This window comes from Paenibacillus endophyticus (assembly GCF_014192395.1).
GTDB classification, from domain to species: domain Bacteria; phylum Bacillota; class Bacilli; order Paenibacillales; family Paenibacillaceae; genus Pristimantibacillus; species Pristimantibacillus endophyticus.
In genome coordinates this window covers 27,488-43,076 of the sequence record NZ_JACHXW010000007.1, presented here as the reverse complement: position 1 = coordinate 43,076, position 15,589 = coordinate 27,488, and the positions used below count along the sequence as shown (strand labels likewise).

At 49.4% G+C, this 15,589-nt stretch carries 12 protein-coding genes; 8 read left to right on the top strand and 4 right to left on the bottom strand.

All coding sequences use genetic code 11. The features are described from left to right. Nucleotides 1–172 precede the first annotated feature (172 nt). A complete protein-coding gene (locus tag FHS16_RS13315) occupies nt 173–1,489 on the bottom strand; it encodes a deoxyguanosinetriphosphate triphosphohydrolase family protein (protein ID WP_183562814.1) in 1,317 nt (438 codons plus the stop codon). A 182-nt stretch (nt 1,490–1,671) separates the two neighbouring features. Here FHS16_RS13315 and cls point away from each other — a divergent pair, with 182 nt between their 5' ends. From cls to FHS16_RS13295, 4 genes are all read left to right on the top strand, one after another. Further along, complete coding sequence (cls, locus tag FHS16_RS13310) at nt 1,672–3,165, top strand: cardiolipin synthase (protein ID WP_246431747.1); 1,494 nt, start codon at nt 1,672–1,674, stop codon at nt 3,163–3,165. A gap of 536 nt (nt 3,166–3,701) precedes the next feature. After that, nucleotides 3,702–4,094 carry a Fur family transcriptional regulator gene (locus tag FHS16_RS13305; RefSeq protein ID WP_183562812.1) on the top strand — a complete coding sequence of 131 codons (393 nt, stop codon included), beginning with the start codon at nt 3,702–3,704 and terminating at the stop codon, nt 4,092–4,094. Beyond that, a complete protein-coding gene (locus FHS16_RS13300) occupies nt 4,073–4,885 on the top strand; it encodes a winged helix-turn-helix transcriptional regulator (RefSeq protein ID WP_183562810.1) in 813 nt (270 codons plus the stop codon). Before FHS16_RS13305 ends, FHS16_RS13300 begins: the two co-directional genes overlap by 22 nt. A gap of 171 nt (nt 4,886–5,056) precedes the next feature. Further along, nucleotides 5,057–6,511, top strand: coding sequence for a catalase (locus FHS16_RS13295; RefSeq protein ID WP_183562808.1), 1,455 nt, complete (start codon nt 5,057–5,059; stop codon nt 6,509–6,511). 99 nt (nt 6,512–6,610) lie between these two features. Here the strand turns inward: FHS16_RS13295 and FHS16_RS13290 are convergent, their stop codons facing one another. From FHS16_RS13290 to FHS16_RS13280, 3 genes are read right to left on the bottom strand one after another with little or no spacing between them, the layout of a single operon-like run. After that, nucleotides 6,611–7,891 (bottom strand): ABC transporter substrate-binding protein, encoded by a 1,281-nt coding sequence (locus FHS16_RS13290; protein ID WP_183562806.1) that lies wholly within the window; start codon nt 7,889–7,891, stop codon nt 6,611–6,613. 60 nt (nt 7,892–7,951) lie between these two features. Continuing rightward, nucleotides 7,952–8,785 (bottom strand): carbohydrate ABC transporter permease, encoded by an 834-nt coding sequence (locus tag FHS16_RS13285; protein ID WP_183562804.1) that lies wholly within the window; start codon nt 8,783–8,785, stop codon nt 7,952–7,954. Further along, on the bottom strand, nt 8,785–9,666 hold the full coding sequence (locus FHS16_RS13280; RefSeq protein ID WP_183562802.1) for a carbohydrate ABC transporter permease: 882 nt from the start codon (nt 9,664–9,666) through the stop codon (nt 8,785–8,787). Before FHS16_RS13280 ends, FHS16_RS13285 begins: the two co-directional genes overlap by 1 nt. A 132-nt stretch (nt 9,667–9,798) precedes the next feature. Between FHS16_RS13280 and FHS16_RS13275 the strand changes: the two genes are divergently transcribed. From FHS16_RS13275 to FHS16_RS13260, 4 genes are all read left to right on the top strand, one after another. Then, nucleotides 9,799–11,724: a cache domain-containing sensor histidine kinase gene (locus FHS16_RS13275; RefSeq protein ID WP_183562800.1), complete on the top strand. Its 1,926-nt coding sequence runs from the start codon at nt 9,799–9,801 to the stop codon at nt 11,722–11,724. Further along, nucleotides 11,705–13,321, top strand: a complete 1,617-nt coding sequence (locus tag FHS16_RS13270) for a helix-turn-helix domain-containing protein (RefSeq protein WP_183562798.1) — start codon at nt 11,705–11,707, stop codon at nt 13,319–13,321. Before FHS16_RS13275 ends, FHS16_RS13270 begins: the two co-directional genes overlap by 20 nt. Before the next feature lie 239 nt (nt 13,322–13,560). Next, entirely contained in the window at nt 13,561–14,043 is a 483-nt protein-coding gene (locus FHS16_RS13265; protein ID WP_312890885.1) for a CcdC family protein, read from the top strand. Nucleotides 14,044–14,083: 40 nt separating this feature from the next. Continuing rightward, entirely contained in the window at nt 14,084–15,430 is a 1,347-nt protein-coding gene (locus FHS16_RS13260; RefSeq protein WP_183562796.1) for a DUF2252 domain-containing protein, read from the top strand. The last annotated feature ends 159 nt before the right edge of the window (nt 15,431–15,589 follow it).

The window sequence follows — 15,589 nt, the reverse complement described above, 5'->3', positions numbered from 1 at the left end:
CTCAGACAAGGCTGCATGTTAAAAAAGCGCGGCGAGAAGGGAGTGTCACTCCCTTCTCGCCGCGCTTTCTTGAAATATAGGAAAATATATCTTTTCGCCAACTTTCTCTATATTTCTACGCGATACGTAAGCTTAGCCGCCAGAGGACGGCTTCAGCCGTTTACGCTTGTTATTAATCCATTTCGTAGATTGACCCGGACTTACTTGCATACAGCTCGGCGTATACCTTCTCCGCGTAAGCATCCGTCATGCCGGAGATATAATCCGCCACAAACCGGGGCCAGCTCCATTTGTTTTTGTGCAGCTCGTAATTCTCGATCCAGTCCGGCGGGATGATGAGGCGTCCGTAGTCGGGCACCTTAAAGCTGTCCCACAGTCTCCGGATCATAATCTCACTGCGCATCTGCAGGCGCTGCACGCGGAAATCCTTAATCAGCGTTACCCAAGCCAGCTTCTTCAAAATTTCCATCGTCCGAAGCAATTCGATATCCTGCTGTCCGCTATTGACGAAGGTGACCTTCTTCCAACCGGTCACGGGATCGTCGATGATGCCGACCTTGGCGGCGAATAGGCTTACCCACCTTGCCTTCATCTCGCGGCGTGTGCGGGAAGGCTCTCGCTCACAGCCTGCATAAAGCTCCTGCCACTGCTCGAAATAGGATACGAGCACGCGTTTGACCATAGCAGGAATATCTACCTCTCCCCAGCCGATGCCCGTATTCCCCTTGTCTTCGACAATCTCTTGTACGACATGGTCGATTAGCCTGCTGTCCTCAAAAAAGCTGCGGTTCATTTGGATTTTGCCGGCGCGGATGCCATCTTCGATATCATGGGTCGAATAGGCGATGTCATCGCACAAATCCATCAGCTGCGCTTCCAAAGTGGAGCAGCCGATCGGAATTTTCCAAGCGCGGCGCAATTGCTCGATTTCGCCCCACTCCGTGCTGTACAATCCTTTGAGCCGGCTTGGCTCACCAAGGCTGAACGGATATTTATTGACAGCAAGCAGGACGGCTGCGGTTAAATCAAGGCCGCTTCCGCTTCCCGCGCGTTTCTCCAGAAACATTAAGATGCGAAAGTTCTGCGCATTTCCCTCGTAAGGAATGCCGTACTCCTCCATTAGCAGATGGTTAAGCACCTCTTCGCCTTTGTGTCCAAAGGGAGGATGCCCAAGATCATGGGCAAGCGCAGCAATCTCTACGACAGCGGGATCTAGAATGAGCCCAGGATGCTCTTTGCGGGAAAGAAAGTCATATTGCTTATTGAGTCTGCGAGCAACCTCGCGCGCGATTTGAGATACCTCAAGCGAATGGGTCAATCTTGTTCGATAGTAATCTCCTGTGCCTGCGCCGAATACCTGGGACTTGCCTTGCAGGCGGCGGAACGCGGGAGACTGAATGAGCCGTGCGTAATCCCGTTCGTATTCATCCCGTTCCTCGCTAAAGGTGCCAAGCGCTTTCTCATCCAATCTAAATTTGCGTATGTCCATCGTTGTTCCTCCAGTAGCAAAGCTGCGCGTCTTATTAAAGCACCGAGTATTCTTGTTCCCGGATCGTAGGCTGGCTTATTGGGTGTTAATCCTGCTTTGAATGTGGGTATTAATGAAGCAATATCTAGATCTGCTTAAATTGTAGCATATAATCAGGCTTGAACATACAACGTGCATGAAGTATGATCGCATTAGCTTTTATATCAGACGAGGTGTTTATTATTCAATCAGCTATTATGCAGAACGCATACGGAATTATTATGCTTCTTAACATTTTTTTGGCGATTACCGTCATTTTTCTGGAACGGCGCAACGCTAGTACGACCTGGGCTTGGCTCATGGTTCTCTTTTTTATACCCGTGATTGGGTTTGTCATGTATCTAATACTGGGGCAGAAGGTTCGCAAAAGAAAGCTATATAAGCTGCTGGGCGATAGCCAGCGAATTATCGAGCATACGATTGAACGTCAGATGCGGCAGCTGCGCGACGGCGAGATCGCTTATACCGATCCTGCGATGCAGAGCTATCAAGATATGATCTATATGAACTTGAAAACAAGCTATGCGCTGTATACGAGCAATAACGCGGTCGAAATCTATACGGAGGGCAATCAAAAGTTTGACGCTTTGCTGAAGGATATCGAAGCTGCGCGGCATCATATTCATCTCGTGTACTACATCGTGCGTGACGATGAGCTGGGAAGAAGACTGGTGAAGGCGCTGGCGGCAAAGGCGGCTGAAGGGGTTGAGGTTAAGTTCCTGTATGATCATATTGGAAGCTCCGGCTTGCCAAGGCGTTATTTCCACGAGCTTCTGGCGGCAGGCGGCCAGGAAGCGGCATTTTTTCCGTCGCGTATCCCTTATTTAAATCTGAAAATCAATTACCGCAATCATCGCAAGCTTGTTATCATTGACGGGCAGACCGGGTATATCGGCGGATTTAATATTGGCGATGAATACTTGGGGCTGAACAAGCATTTTGGCGAATGGAGAGATACGCATCTGAGGGTACAAGGCAACGCGGTGCTCCAAATGCAGGCGCAGTTCCTCATGGACTGGAATCTGGCTGCTTCAGGCAATGTCGTATTGAACGAACTTTATTTCCCGATTATGGGCGAAGAGCTGGGTACGATTGGGATGCAGCTGGTCGCAAGCGGTCCGGATACGGAATATCAGCAAATTAAGGATGCGTATATCAAGATGATCTACGCGGCGAAAAAAACAATTTGCCTGCAGACGCCATATTTTGTACCGGATGAGAGCTTGATGACGGCGCTGAAGATCGCTTCTTTGTCGGGGGTAGACGTTCGTATCATGCTGCCGAGCATGCCGGACCACTTTTTCGTTTATTGGGCAACGCATTCCTATTTGGGAGAGCTTCTGGTCAATGGGGTCAAATGCTATATGTTCGAGAAAGGCTTTCTTCATGCCAAAACGCTGGTCATAGACGGCAAAGTCGCATCTGTCGGAACTGCCAATCTGGATATTCGCAGCTTTAAGCTGAATTTCGAGATGAATGCGTTTATCTATGATACGCAGACAGCGGCGAAGCTGCAACGCATATTCGAGGATGACATGAAGGTCAGCATGGAGCTGACGCTTGCGATTTATGCGGAACGACCGCTTATGAACAGATTTAAGGAATCGATATCCCGCTTACTCAGTCCGATCCTATAGACGCACATAAGAAGGGCTTCTGCTTATCCATGATAACCAGAAGCCCTTCACCTGCTTGGTAGAGAACTATTCAATTTATTCAAACGCTCCAATCCGCGGCTTGCCTTGTTTCTGCTTCGTCCTTTCGAATTTGTTACAAACCTTATCGACTTCGATCCTTGCTTGAATGACCTCGATCAACTTCCTTTCGATTTGTTTCAAATCCTTTCCTTCATTAAGTACTGACTGTCCGACTATCGTCATCATTTCATTGATTAGGGTCCCCGCATGTCCTTAAATCCGATTGATACTCCTTCCCGAGTTAATGAGACATGCTTCGCTCACTTACTTCAATGGACTATCCCCTCTCGTTTAAGATAGGCTTAGTATATAACATTATTAGAATTTTGTAAATATTCAGATTATTCATTTCGACAAAAAAATAAAACAATTTTTCATAGATCGCTAGAATGCATGATAAACCGCGTGGTTGACCGTTTGAATGGAGCGATTTATACTTAGTCTAAAGTCATTTAAACCGAAGGAATGATAAAGCGATGAACAAAATCAACTTGACCATACAGCGCAGAGAAATCCTCGAGGTGGTGCAGCATGCACCCGATCACCCCACCGCGGCGGACGTTATAGACCGGTTGAAGGGCAAAGGTTTTAATTTTGCTTACGGCACCGTATACAATTCCCTAAGGTATTTGACGGATGCCGGCCTTATTCGCGAGCTGAAGCTGGGCGAGGCTGTCAGCCGCTATGATGCCCGGACGGACGAGCATCAGCATATCGTGTGCACGGTTTGCGGGCGCGTAGACGAAGTGTTAACGGAGCTGCCGAGCGATTGGTTGAAGAAAGTGGCTGCGGAGACTTCCTATAAAGTTGATCATGTCCAGATTGTATTAGAGGGGGTCTGCGAGTCATGCTCGACGAAACAACCATGATAAACGATCATTCGACAGGCGAGAACGAACAAGCTGGATATACGGAAGAAGAGCTGCTGCAGAATGGTATGATCTGTTCGATCACGCAGCGGGTTATGATTATTAGCCCGATGCCCGAGCGAGTGAAAAGCCTGCTTGTTGCCCTGTCGTCTGAATGCTTCGATGTGTTCTCCCTGCATGATTTCCAGAAGAGCATGCTTCAAAGCCTGCAGCCCGAGCTGCTCGTATTCGACGCTATCCCGCTCGTGAATGCCGCAACGGGGCATACGCTTCAAGCAGGCGCCGAGCTGCTGGAGTCGGCCGATATGCATGCAGTTCCCGTCTTGATTCTACTCGACCAGAAGTCTTATGACAGCCGGGATACGTTCGCTCTTGGCGCTGCTGAGCTGCTTGTGTGGCCAGCTAAGCCAGAACAGGCTGTCAAACAAATTAACCGCATGCTGACTAATCGCCCTGCCATTGTGCCCAAAGCGGTGGACCAAGATATACGCACCTTCAAGGACATCACGGTTGATTTGAAAAAAATGACGGTTGACCGAGGCGGGCAGCGCGTGGAACTCACGAAAACCGAATATGATCTGCTGCTGCATTTTATGTCATCCGATGGGTCGGTGCTCTCTCGCGAATCATTGCTCGATACGGTATGGGGGCTTCATTTCTACGGCGGCAGCAATCTGGTGGACGCTCATATTAAAAGCTTGCGCAAAAAATTAAAGGATAGCGCCGTATCACCGAAATATATCGTTACCGTAAGAGGGGCAGGTTACCGGATCGCCGAAATTCGCGAATAACGGGTAGGCAGGATGTCTTCTATTGCCATTCCTCTTTATGTAAAGACTACGTTCATGAGATTTTCATTTTTCGTTCATGTTGTTTTCATGACAGCATCTCTTCATTTCGGTAAGATTGGTCTAAAGATTTAGATCAAGTCTAAATACAGAAAAGAATGAAGAGGTGCTATTATGGAAAATAATCTAACAACGAACCTGGGAACGCCAGTTGGCGATAATCAAAACTCACGGACGGCGGGGCAGCGGGGGCCTGCTCTGCTAGAAGATTACCATTTGCTTGAGAAGCTTGCCCATTTCGATAGGGAGCGAATCCCGGAGCGGGTCGTGCATGCAAGAGGAGCCGGCGCGCATGGCGTATTCCGCACGGAGGCTGGCATGAAAGAGCATACGAGAGCTCATTTCTTGCAGGAAGCGGATATCGAAACCCCGGTATTCGTTCGTTTCTCCACCGTTATTAACGGAACAGGCTCCCCAGAAACGGCACGTGATCCGCGTGGCTTCGCAGTAAAGTTCTACACGCAAGAGGGCAACTATGATATTGTCGGCAATCATCTGCCCGTGTTTTTCATTCGGGATGCCATGAAATTTCCTGACATGGTTCATTCCCTTAAACCCGCGCCGCACACAAACCTACAGGATCCAGCGCGTTACTGGGACTTCATGACGCTGTCGCCTGAATCGACGCATATGCTGACCTGGCTCTTTTCGGATGACGGTACGCCGGCAACTTACCGCGAAATGGACGGGTTCGGCGTACATGCCTTCAAATGGATCAATGATGCCGGCAAGCCTACCTATGTCAAATACCATTGGAAATCGCAGCAAGGCGTGCGGAACTTCACAGCAGCGGAAGCAGGCATGATGCAGGGAAAAGATTTTAATCATGCGACGCGGGACTTGCATGCTTCAATCGAGCGAGGCGACTATCCGGAGTGGGAGCTACATGTGCAGCTCATGCCGATTGAGCACGTGGATCGTTATGCCTTTGATCCGCTGGATCCAACAAAGTTATGGCCGGAAGATATGTATCCGCTGCATAAGGCTGGGACGATGACGCTGAACCGGAATCCGGTCAACTACTTTGCTGAGGTGGAGCAATCGGCGTTCTCGCCAAGCGCGCTTGTGCCAGGCATTGAGCCGTCGGAGGACAAGCTGCTGCAGGGACGATTGTTCTCATATCCGGATACGCAGCGCTATCGTCTAGGAGCCAACTATTTGCATATTCCCGTCAACTGCCCTTATGCGCCTGTTCGCAACCACCAGCGGGATGGGGCGATGACGATGAAGGCTGATCCTTCTACCGTCAACTATGAGCCGAACAGCTTGTCGGAAAGTCCGAAGGAAGTGCCGTCCTATAATGACTCCTACGTCCCTCTTCAAGGGGCGGCAGGCCGCCTGGAAATCGATAAAACCGACGATTTCACACAAGCAGGAGAGCGTTTCCGTTCTTTACCTGAGAGTCAGCAGGCGAATCTTATTGCCAATCTGACGGGTGAGCTGGAGCAAACGAATGATGATATTCGGCTTCGCGCCATCTGCAACTTTTTCCGGGCAGACCGTGCGCTTGGCATGAAGCTGTCGGAAAACCTAGGCGTGGATATTCGCAAGTATATGCCGCAAGGGTAACGGTGGAAGCAGTTCGCGATCCTTCATGATCTGAACTACCTGAAGGCAAAAAAAACAGCCGCTTAACCTCCAAATGGACGGTTAAGCGGCTGTTCTTGTTTATTTCTTCAGTTTATCCCAAGCGGCCTGCATGCCTGTTTCCCATGCAGCCTCATCGATTCTGCCTGCGATGTATTGTTGGATCACGCTAGCGAACTCCTGCGTTACGCCATCCGGGTATTTCGAGGATTGCAAGCCAAGCACCTTGCCTGCTTGCACGTAGTTATGAACCTCCGTGCCGATGTCGCCCATATCTTCAGGTGTTGCTGTAATCGTCGTCAGAGCAGGGATGAACTTGAATTTTTTAACGATGTATTCTTTACCGATATCGGAAGTAACGAGCCAATTCAGGAACGTTTTTGCTTCTTCTTTCACATCGGATTCTTTGTTGATAACAAGGTTAGCCGGAATGCCGACATTCAGCTTGTCATTCGCTTCTGCGTCTTCGCCAAGCGGCATAGGAAGAACGCCGATGTTCAAGTCAGGATTGATGCTGTCGATTTGTACTTGCGCCCAGTTTCCTTCTTGCATCATCGCCGCTTCGCCGCTTGCGAACAGCGATACCTGCGTGTTGTAGTCGGTTGTAAGCGGGTTTTTGTTGCCGTAGTCAACGGTAAGCTTCATAAGCTTCGCCCAATCGGCGAATTTCTCATTGCCTGGGATTTTGACCGATCCGTCGTTCAAGCCTGCGATAAATGCATTTACGTCCGGCTGTTGTGCAAATGCAGGGTTAATCCCTTGGTTCCCCATCAGCCACCACTCTTGGTAAGCGTTAGCGAATGGCGTAATGCCTGCTGCTTTGAGTGTTTTGGCTGCTGCTTCCAGCTGAGAGTACGTTTTTGGAAGCTCGGTAATGCCTGCTTTTGCAAAGATGTCCTTGTTGTAAATATAACCAAAGCCTTCTAGGTTCATGGCCATACCGTATACTTTGCCGTCTTTGGTCATTGGTTCAGCAGCTAGAGGCACAAGATCCTTCACCCAAGCTTGGTCAGAGAGATCCTCGAGCTTGTCCAGCCACATTTCCATCTCAGCGTAGCCGCCGTTGGAGAAGATATCAGGAGCGTCGCCAGCAGCGAATTTCGTTTTCAAGGAAGCGCCATAGTCTGCACCGCCGCCTACTGTTTGGATATCAAGTTTAATGTTCGGGTATTCTTTATTGAATTCAACAGCCAATTCGTTAAGGCCCTCAACGATCTCGGTTTTGAATTGGAAAATCGTCACTGTTTTTACTTCTTCTTTGCCGGTGTTGCCGCCTTCGTTTTTGCTGCCGCCGCATGCAGACAGTACAATGCTCATTGCGAGAATGAGGCTAAGTGACAGCATAGTCATCTTTTTATTCATGATGCAAATCCCCCTTGATTAATGGTTTATTATATGGAATCGACCGTCCGATTACAAGCGTTAGCCTTTAACCGAACCGGCCGCTACTCCCTCAACGATGTAACGCTGCAAAAGAAGGAAGAATGCTACGATTGGAGCAATGCCGAGCACGAGCGCCGGAAGCGCAAGATCCCATTGTTTCGTATATTGCCCGAAAAACGCGAAGGTCGCGAGCGGGATTGTCCGCATATCGGGTTTCTGCAAAATGAGCGATGGGAGCAGATAGTCGTTCCACACCCATAAGCAGTTCAAAATAATGACGGTCATAAGCATCGGTTTAAGCAGCGGAAGCACGATACGGAAGAATACCGTTATCGGATTGCAGCCATCCACTGTTGCCGCTTCTTCAATCTCGAGCGGAATCGCTTTGATGAAGCCGTGGAACAGGAACAAAGAAAGTGGAGCACCCAGTCCGAGATAACACATGATCAGACCGACCATACTATTGTTGACGCCCATTACGTTCACGACTTTAAGAAGTGGAATCATGATCGACTGGAATGGAATAACCATAGCCGCTACGAAGAGCATGAATAAAATACGGTTAAAACGCGTATTGGCGCGAACCATCCGGTAAGCGCCCATGGCGCTGATCAGAGCAGTCAGAATGACAGTGACGACAGTAATGATCATGGAATTGCGGAAAGCCTGCGGGAAGCGAGTCAGCTCCCATGCGCGGGAATAGTTTTCCCATTTGAAAATTTGCGGCCAGCTGGCCGAGTTCGACATGATCTCGCCGAAGGGCTTGACCGAGTTCACAAGCAGGAAATAGAACGGTGCAAGAAACAGAAGGCCGACAATGATCATAACCGCTTCGGTAATGAACAGCTTTCCGGTATATTTTTTGGTACCCATTAAGCTTCAACCTCCTTGCTCTTGGTAACGCGAACCTGTATAAGCGTAATGATAGCGACGACAATAAAGAAGATAAGCGATTTCGCTGTGCCTAGCCCATAGCGGTTGTTCTGGAACGCTTCAGCATAAATATTGAGCGCGACTGATTCTGTCGATTTGAACGGTCCGCCTTTGGTAAGCGACAAGTTTAGATCGAACATTTTGAACGACCATGAGATCGCGAGGAACAAACAAACGGTAATTGCAGGCATAATAAGCGGTAAAATAATGCCGCGAAGCACTTGGAACCTGGAAGCTCCGTCAATCTCGGCAGCTTCAAGCACTTCTTTCGAAACGTTAGTCAGCGAAGCGATGTACACAACCATCAGATATCCCGCTGATTGCCATACGAACACCATCGTAATGCCCCAGAAGCCGGTCGTTTCGTCGCCGAGCCAAGGAAGGTTGAAGAACGACCAGCCGGTCATGTCGCCGACGGTGGAGAAGCCTTTTACGAAGATGAACTGCCAGATAAAGCCGAGCAGCAACCCGCCGATGACGTTCGGCATAAAGAAAATCGTACGCAGGACATTTTTTGATTTCAGTTTCTTCGTCAATAGATACGCTAGGAAGAAGCCGACCAGATTGGTTAGCAGCACGCCAACGATCGTGAATCGAATCGTAAACCAGAACGAGGACCAGAAATCGGAGTCATTCGTAAAGATTTGTTTAAAATTATCGAAGCCAACCCAATTTACAGTTCCTGCAACGCCGTTCCAATCGGTAAACGAGTAGTACATGCCAAGCAGAAACGGGATAATCATAATCAGTAGAAAAAAGATGGTTACCGGGCCTACGAATACAAGCTGAGGCCACCATCCGGACATTCTCTTGCTGCCCATCTTAGGAACTCCCCTTTCTTTTCACCAGAAAACTATTGTATGTTTAATTATGCAAGTCAGAGAGCGCGATAAACACCGACGGATGTGACCGGTCAGGTGCAATATATTGATCGGGAGCGGAGGAAGGTTCACTTGAGGTTCAATAGTATACGAACGAAATTAATTGTTTTCATGCTGTTTGCAACGATTGTCCCCATCGTGACGACGATGATCGTTACCTACAGCTATACATCGCATTCCATGAAGGAAAGGGCGCTTGAGGATACGCAAAACCTGCTCTACCAAGGGCAGCGCAACGTAACTGCTGTTCTTGAGGAACTTAACTTGGGCTCATTGAATGTGTATTCCGATCCCGAGCTGTACCGGCAGCTGCAAACGGGGCTGGCCGATTTCCAAACGGATAGCAGCGTTTTTGCAGCCATGTCATATATGAAATCATCGGTGCCCGATGTGCATCAGGTTTATTTGTACGCAAGCTTGGGACAAAGGGCCACGATCGTTACGAATGTGGCAGGCGCAAAGCGTGCGAATGAGGTTGAGCCCTTCTCGGAGCTTGTCTCCTATGTGGGCAGCGGGAAGAGCGCTGCTGCTATGCAGCCTACGCATATGAGCCATACTTATGGCTTCTCCTCTCTGCAGCCGCAGCAGCCAAGCGAGAAGGTGTTCACGCTTCATCGGCGGATTGAACGCGTTCCTTCTAATGAGGAGCTGGGCTTCGTCTCCATGGATGTGAAGCTGTCCCTGCTTACTGATATCGTCGGCCAGCTATACGACCGCGGCGAAGAAGATCTATACGTCGTAGATCAGAACGGATACTTTATCTTCGCAGATGATGACGCGCTTCTGGGAAAGCCCGTGGAAGCTTCATGGTACGAGGGCTCGCTTGCGAGCGGAGAAAATAATAGCGGACATTTCGAGAAGGAAGGCGCGCTGTTTGTGTATGACCGCGTTCAAACGGCGATTGCGGATTGGGTAATCGTGAAGCGCATTCCGACTTCCTATTTGATTCGCGAAGCCAATCAGGCAGTGGCTATCAATTTGCTTGTGCTCGCTTTATCGCTAATTGTAATCGTAACCGCGACCATTATTGTTTCCCTTCGTATAACAGCTCCTGTGAAGCAGTTGGTCCGGTATATGAATCAGGTACAGGCCGGTAACCTGCAGGTGCCGATCCGGTATGCAGGCAATGATGAGATTGGACTCGTTCTCGTGCGGTTCCGCAGTATGATGGACACGATCAACAATTTGATATTGCGTGAATACAAGCTGGAGCTGGCGAATAAAACGAATCAGCTGCGGGCGCTGCAGGCGCAAATCAATCCGCATTTCTTAAATAACACGATTCAGATTATCGGGACGCTGGCGCTTGAGCTGGGCGTGCCGCGCATATATGCACTGCTGTCCGCGCTAGCCCGGATGATGCGCTACAGCATGGATAACGAGGCAAAAACAATTACGCTGAGGGATGAACTCGCTCATCTGAAGGCATACGTTGAGCTGCAGAAGGAACGGTATGAGAACCGATTCTCCTTCCAAGTGGACGTGGATGATGCCCTGCTGGATGCAGAAATGCCCAAAATGCTGCTACAGCCTGTCATTGAAAATTATTTCAAGCACGGCATGGACAAAGCTGCGGAGGATGGATTGCTCATTCTTCACGCTCGTCCGCGCGATGGTCATATATTGGAAATCGTGATCGAAAATAATGGCGCCTCTATTCCGGCGGAACGGCTGGCGGAGCTGCAGCGCGAGCTGGCTTCAGCTCCGTTCAAGGATGATATCCTTGGCGATATGCCGCATGTCGATATAGAATCGAATCCATTAACTGAATCTTCTGGCCAGGCTGCTGAAAGCGCCAACTATTCCGTCAAGCTGGCACAGGCAGGCGCGGAGCCTAAGATAGGGCTCAACAACGTACTCGCCCGTTTGCGGATGATATATGGCGAAGCCGCGCAGCTGCATGTTGAGAATAAGACGGAGATGGGTGTAAAGATTACGCTGATCCTTAAGAGATTGCATGAGAAGGGAGGAAATATTAATGAAGGCTTTGATCGTTGATGATGAAGCGCGCGTTCGTAAAGCGGTTAGGCTGCTCGTCGATTGGGAACTGCACGGTATCGACGAGATTGAGGAGGCTGGCGGCGGTTTCGAAGCTATTCAGATGATGCGCCTTGGAAGACCTGCGATCGTGATTATGGACATGATGATGCCGGAAGGCAGCGGCGTTGATCTTATGGCGGCGGTTAATGAATTTGCCGGTACGGTCAAGTTCATTGTCGTAAGCGGACGCGGCGATTTTGATTTTGTCAGGGAAGCTGTGCGCCACGGGGGAATCGATTATTTGTTGAAGCCAATCGAGCCGGAGGCCATTAATGCAGCGGTTGCAAAGGCTGCAAAGCAGTGGCTGCTAGAGGAGCAGGAGCGGAATGACCGGCAGAAGCAGAGCATGCGCCTTAATGAGTTTAAACCCGTCTACGGAGAGAAACTGCTGACGGGGCTTATCAATGAGCCGAGCACGGCAACAATCGTTTTGCGGCGGCTGCATGAGGAGGGGCTAGTCCCTGAAGGGACGCGAACGGCACGGATGGCTTTGCTTCAGGTTGATGCAAGCGACAAGCAGCTGCATGAGCGGTTTGCTTGGGACAGTGACCTGCTGCATTATGCGATTATTAACATTTGCAATGAGTTTTTAGTGGCCAGGCAAAACGGCGTTGCGTTCCGTCATTGGGGAGCAGCGACTGAAATCGTGATCGTGGTATGGGGAAATGGCGAGAATCTGCTCGGCATTCTTCAGGAAATAAATGAAGGCCTGTTCGTGACGCTGCAGCGGCGCATGCATATGGGACTGGGCAGTCCAGGCCATTTCCCCGATGCGATGCCGATGCATTACGAGGAAGCGCTATCTGCTCTGCATAGGCGCAACGCGCTGGATGCCAACGATTATACACACAGCAGCACGGAGACTGCGGCCGTGAAGCGCATGACGTTCACGGATTGCGAGGAGGAGTGGAAGGTAGCAGCTTTAAGTGGAATCGAGGGGCAGCTGACTGCAGTATCGGGGAGATGGTTGGAGGCTGCGCGGTTGTCCGGTTATTTGTCTCCACAAATGCTGGAGGAGTATAAGACAGACGTGCTGCAGTTCTGCGTACGGCTTCTTCGCGATGCCCCGGGACGACAGGCTGTAGAGGAGAACGGACTTCTCAGTACGGAAGAACTGTCGGAACACTCTCCTTATGCACATGCAAGCGCGCTCTCGATTCAGGCATGGCGAGATTGGTCTTACGAGCTTCTGCTGCGATTGTCGCAAGCCATCGCACAGCGGCAAGCACAGGAGAAAGCGAAGATGAGCGACATTGCTGCTTTTATCGAGCAGCAATACCAAACCGAGCTGTCCCTGCAGGACATTGCGAAGCGGTTTTTTGTCAGCCGTGAATATGTATCGCGCAGGTTCAAACAGGAGTACGGCATTAATATCACTGATTACATAACAGGCATTCGTATCGATAAAGCAAAGCTGCTGATGGTTAATCCTAACCTGCGCGTAGCCAAAATTGCCGAGATGGTCGGTTTCCATGACGAGAAGTATTTCAGCAAAGTGTTTAAGAAGCAAGAGGGTGTCTCACCCAAGGCTTATCGAGCCGGCCTGACGATATAAATGCGGCTTAATCGTTGAACTTGGAAACCCAAGCGGCGATCGTTTCATATCAGCTTTGTATAAAGACATGTTCTCTCTCCTGGAAAATTTTCGATTATTGGAATGAAACGGCAGACGGTTTCTTGCAAAAGGATATCGACAGATGGATAAGCGGTTCTCTATTTGCAGAGCTCCTGTTTTTGCAGTACGATGAAAGGAATAATAGGACAAGTTTACAAGTTCAATAGGGGGAGGACGCAGTGTTGTTGTCTACGCACTTGATCCAAATCGGCTCGATCATTGTATCGGCGCTCGCTGGCCTCGCATTAATCATACTTCGTATCCGTGCTGGAAAACAGCCTGTTTCGCTGCGAAAAATCGCAATACCTCCGCTTGGCATGGCAACGGGATTTATGATGTTCGTATTCTCAGCCACTCATATACCTTGGATATGGGGGATTGCTGCTTTTCTTACTGGCCTGCTCATATTCGCATTCCCTTTAATCGTAACCACACGTCTAGAACGCGTGGAATCTGACATTTATGTCAGGCGTTCAAAGGCATTTGTATTTATTATGATGACATTATTCGTCATAAGGCTGTCTTTGCACGGGGTTGTGGAGGAGTATATGTCGATACCGCAAACGGGGGCAATCTTCTACTTGCTTGCGTTTGGTATGATTGTGCCATGGCGCCTTGCCATGCTTAGCGACTATTTAAGGCTGCAGAAATTAGAATCGTAAACCGCAATTAGCATCGTAACCGCAATAGGGGGGAAGCCGTATGGATCCGAAGTTGACCGAGCAAGTCAAGTTAACCCAGAACAAACTAAGAAGGCGGACATTATCCACAATTTTTCAAGAATTTGACCAGAAGCTGATGAAGCTGACGCGCGATAAGCGTGAGGAGAAATATGCAAAAATGTCAGAAACGGCTTTTTCTTTTTTTAGAGGCAGCGCCTATTTGTTTTATTTCGACGTATCACGGGAATGGTTTCCTTATCACACACCGATAAGCCGGCCTACTTGGATTCAAGGGGACTTGCATTTTGAGAATTTCGGGGCGTTCCGCAATGAGCGCGGCGCGCTTGTCTATGATGTGAATGATTTCGACGAGGGTTACCTGGGTTCGTATCTCTATGACCTGATGCGGATGTCGGTCAGCATTGCGCTTGTTGGCAGGCTTAAAGGGCAGACCTATAGCAATCAGATAAGTGGGATTGAGGCGTATCTGCAGGCGTATTCCAAACAGATGCGGCGCTTCACGAAAGGAAAGGATGACCCAGGCATCTTTGCCGTTGATTTGGAGCGTGCGGAGGGTCCTGTTAAGAAGCTGCTCAAAAAGCTGCAGAAGCGCAAGGATCAGCATTTCCTCGAAAAAGTGACCGCGTTGGTGCAGGAGCATCGCCAGTTTGCTTCAACGGATGAAATTGTGTCTCCTACCGAGGAGGAGCGGGCGGCTTTGCTTGAAGCATGGCCTGAATATTTGGCAACTGTCGCCGCGGATGACGCAGAGGAATTGCGTCATTTCAAAGTGAAGGATATTGCTGTCAAACACGGTTCGGGAACAGCCTCCATTGGACTTGACCGCTATTATGTATTAATCGAGGCCGGCGAGGGCACGGATGGTGAAGACGATATCGTGCTTGAGGTGAAAGAGGTGCGCGTACCGGTACCGGCTTACTTCATGCCTTATAGCGAATCGTTCTGGTCAATGTTCGAGCACCAAGGCAAACGGGTTACCATGACGCAGAAAGCGATGCATCACGAGGCGGACCCTTATCTTGGCTGGCTGTCGATCGGAGAACGGCATTTCTATGTTCGTGAACGTTCGCCGTACAAAAAAAGATTAAAGCTGGAATCACTAGAGACGGCGGGAGACATGCTCTCCGTGACGGATACGATGGGGAAATTAACGGCCAAAATGCATGCGAGGGCGGATACCGATGTCGCGCAAGGCATTTTGGCGTATCACAGCGAGGTTGAGATTGTTAAAGCGATGGGCAGTGACGAGGATGCATTCTGTACCTCGATTGCCAATTGGGCTGTATCGTATGCCGATCAAGTGGAGCAGGATTATGCTTTGTTTACGGAGTGGCTAAGCGGAAGAAAGAAACCGTCGCAATCATAGATTAGTGATTGAAAAGGGGACCGGAGATTAGCGAATAGTAACTCGCTAATCTTCGGTCCTTTCTACATGGCGTTCATTTGACTTGCGTATGCAGACATGGTATTCTATTCCTATATTTAGTTGCATGCAATTTAATTTATTTAAATTTAATTAACTGAA